The organism is Mesorhizobium sp. M7A.F.Ca.AU.001.01.1.1 (genome assembly GCF_004022735.1).
In the GTDB taxonomy this organism is placed as follows: domain Bacteria; phylum Pseudomonadota; class Alphaproteobacteria; order Rhizobiales; family Rhizobiaceae; genus Mesorhizobium; species Mesorhizobium ciceri.
In genome coordinates, this window is sequence record NZ_RZPF01000824.1 from 1 (window position 1) to 2604 (window position 2604).

The window sequence follows — 2604 nt, forward strand, 5'->3', positions numbered from 1 at the left end:
CGCCGTTGGCGACCTGGTCGCGGGCGACGTCGAGCGCGGCGACATAGTCGCCCGCCGTGATCAGTTTCCGGAACTTGGCCGAGCCGGTGACATTGGTTCGCTCGCCGACATTGACGAAGGGGATCTCGTCGGTGAGCGTGAATGGCTCCAGCCCGGACAGGCGCATCCTGGGCTCAATGTCCGGAATGGCGCGCGGCGGATACTTCCGCACCGCCTCGGCGATGGCGCGGATGTGCTCCGGCGTCGAGCCGCAGCAGCCGCCGACGACATTGACCAGTCCCTCACGCGCGAAATCCTCGATCTGGGCGGCCATGAAGTCCGGGCTTTCGTCATACCGGCCGAATTCGTTGGGCAGGCCGGCATTCGGATAAGCGCAGACAAAGGTGTCGGCGACACCGGATATTTCGGCCAGATGCGCTCGCATGGCGTTGGCGCCGAGCGCGCAGTTGAGGCCGATGGTGAAGGGGTTGGCATGGCGCACCGAATGCCAGAAGGCGGTCGGCGTCTGGCCCGACAGCGTGCGGCCGGAGAGGTCCGTGATGGTGCCCGATATCATCACGGGCAGGCGCACGCCCTTCTCGATGAAGATCTCTTCCGCCGCGAAGATCGCCGCCTTGGCGTTCAGCGTGTCGAAGATGGTCTCGATCAGGATGATGTCGGCGCCGCCATCGATCAACCCGCGCAGCTGCTCGCCATAGGCGAGGCGCAAATCGTCGAAGGTCACGGCGCGATAGCCGGGATTGTTGACGTCGGGCGACATCGAGGCGGTGCGGTTTGTCGGCCCGAGCGCTCCGGCGACAAACCTTCGTTTGCCGTCCTGCTGCTCGGCCCGAACAGCGGCGCGCCTGACCAGCCGCGCGCCATCGCGGTTCAGCGCATAGACGGCATCTTCCATGCCGTAGTCGGCCTGGGCGATCGAGGTCGAGGAGAAAGTATTGGTCTCCAGGATGTCGGCGCCTGCGATGGCGTATTGATAATGGATCTCCTCGATCGCCCCGGGCTGGGTCAGGATCAAAAGGTCGTTGTTGCCCTGCTGATGGCAGGCGCAGCCGGCGAAAGCCTCGCCGCGGAATTGGTCCTCGTTAAACCCGAGGCCCTGGATCTGGGTGCCCATGGCGCCGTCGAGGATGAGAATGCGCTCGCGTGCCGCCGCTGTCAGCGCGGCAAGCACTTCCGGGCCGTCCGGTTTTGCCGCGACGGGGCCGAACAATGCGTCCAGCGAGGCAGAATTCTGCGACATTTTTTATCCCTTTGGCGACAGGCCTTTTCATGTCACATAAGGATATCTTTATGTCAATATACGACAGATGCGCGTGATTGTCACCCACCCAACGCGAAGGCGGGTCCGTGGCGCCGGTTTCCGACGGACCTACGCTATGTCGACGCTTGCCAGGAAGCGGGCGAGGACCGGATTGAAGCGATCCGGCGAATCCCAGAACGGCGCGTGGCCGGATTTGTCGAGCAGATGGGTCTTGCCTTCCCATAGATTGGAGAATTTCACAGCGGAGACGAAATCGGTGTTGACGAATGGCTCGTCGATGCCGTTCAGAACGGCGATCGGCGGCGTCTTGCCGGCCACGATCTCGCGCTGGTTCCGGCCAGTGCCGGCCGCGAACTTTTCGAACATCAGGCGCCGCGCCCGTCCATCGGTGCGCGCCACCGTGTCGATGAGAAACGGCTCGAACGGCTCGCCGCAAGTGCTGCGCGCATAGGCCTCCACGTCGGCGCCGGTGAAGGTCTCCTGCCCGGCGAGATGCATATGCGGGCTCGGCTTGAATCCGCTACCGACCTCCTCGGGCGAGACAGGCGGCGTGCCGGTGATCATCAAGCCAAGCAGGCCGGGAAAGCGGTCGATCATCTCAAGCCCGATATGGCCGCCGAGCGACCAGCCGAAGACGATGGCCTTGTCGATGCCGAGCAGCCCGAGCACTTCGGTCATGGCATCGGCATAGCCTTCCATGCTGTAGGAACGCTCTGGATCGATCGCATCGCCGGACGCTCCATGGCCGGGTAGGTCGGGAGCGATGAGGTGATATCGCTCGCCCAACGGGCCGTCCAACTGGTTGCGGAAAACGGCACTGGAAGATGAATTGCCGTGGATCAGCATGACAGCGGTTCCCTGGCCGCTGGTCTCACGCACCGCGATCTTGCCGTGGCTGGTTTCAAGGGTCTTCTGCGAGATCGTCATTGTCCGCTCCGTCGGGACTTGCCCTGTTTTAATGCAGTTGCGCAGCAAAGCGCCACGGCTTCCATACCTTTGCGGGAACCATCTTCCCGGCCAGGTTGCGTTGAAAAATCCTTTTCAAATAAGAACAATTATGCGTAGATTGTCAATTATCCAACTCCCGATGAACGGGAGGAAAACAGGGAACAGCACGATGAAGCCCAAATCCGCCGCAAGTCGAATCCGCCATATGCTGATGAGCACGACGTTGATCGGCATGTTTGCCGCATCAGCCGCCCCCGCCTTTGCCGACGTCGTCAAGATCGGCCTGCTTGCGCCGCTCACCGGCCCTGCCGCGGCGGACGGCCAGGAATTCCAGCGCGGCGTGCAGATGGCCATCGACGAAGCGAACGCAGCCGGCGGCGTTGCCGGGGATACGT

Annotated in this window: 3 protein-coding genes; 1 reads left to right on the forward strand and 2 read right to left on the reverse strand. The window is 62.8% G+C overall.

Going from position 1 to position 2604, the window contains the following annotated elements; genetic code table 11:
• On the reverse strand, nucleotides 1-1240 hold a 1240-nt coding region (locus EN884_RS32440), incomplete at its 3' end, for a homocysteine S-methyltransferase family protein (protein WP_206617700.1).
• A gap of 129 nt (nucleotides 1241-1369) precedes the next feature.
• Nucleotides 1370-2188: an alpha/beta hydrolase gene (locus tag EN884_RS32445; RefSeq protein ID WP_063170051.1), complete on the reverse strand. Its 819-nt coding sequence runs from the start codon at nucleotides 2186-2188 to the stop codon at nucleotides 1370-1372.
• Between the two features lie 190 nt (nucleotides 2189-2378).
• On the opposite strand from EN884_RS32445, the gene EN884_RS32450 reads away from it, so the two are divergent.
• Nucleotides 2379-2604, forward strand: a 226-nt coding sequence (locus EN884_RS32450; protein WP_164895299.1) for an ABC transporter substrate-binding protein, incomplete at its 3' end; no start/stop codon positions are given.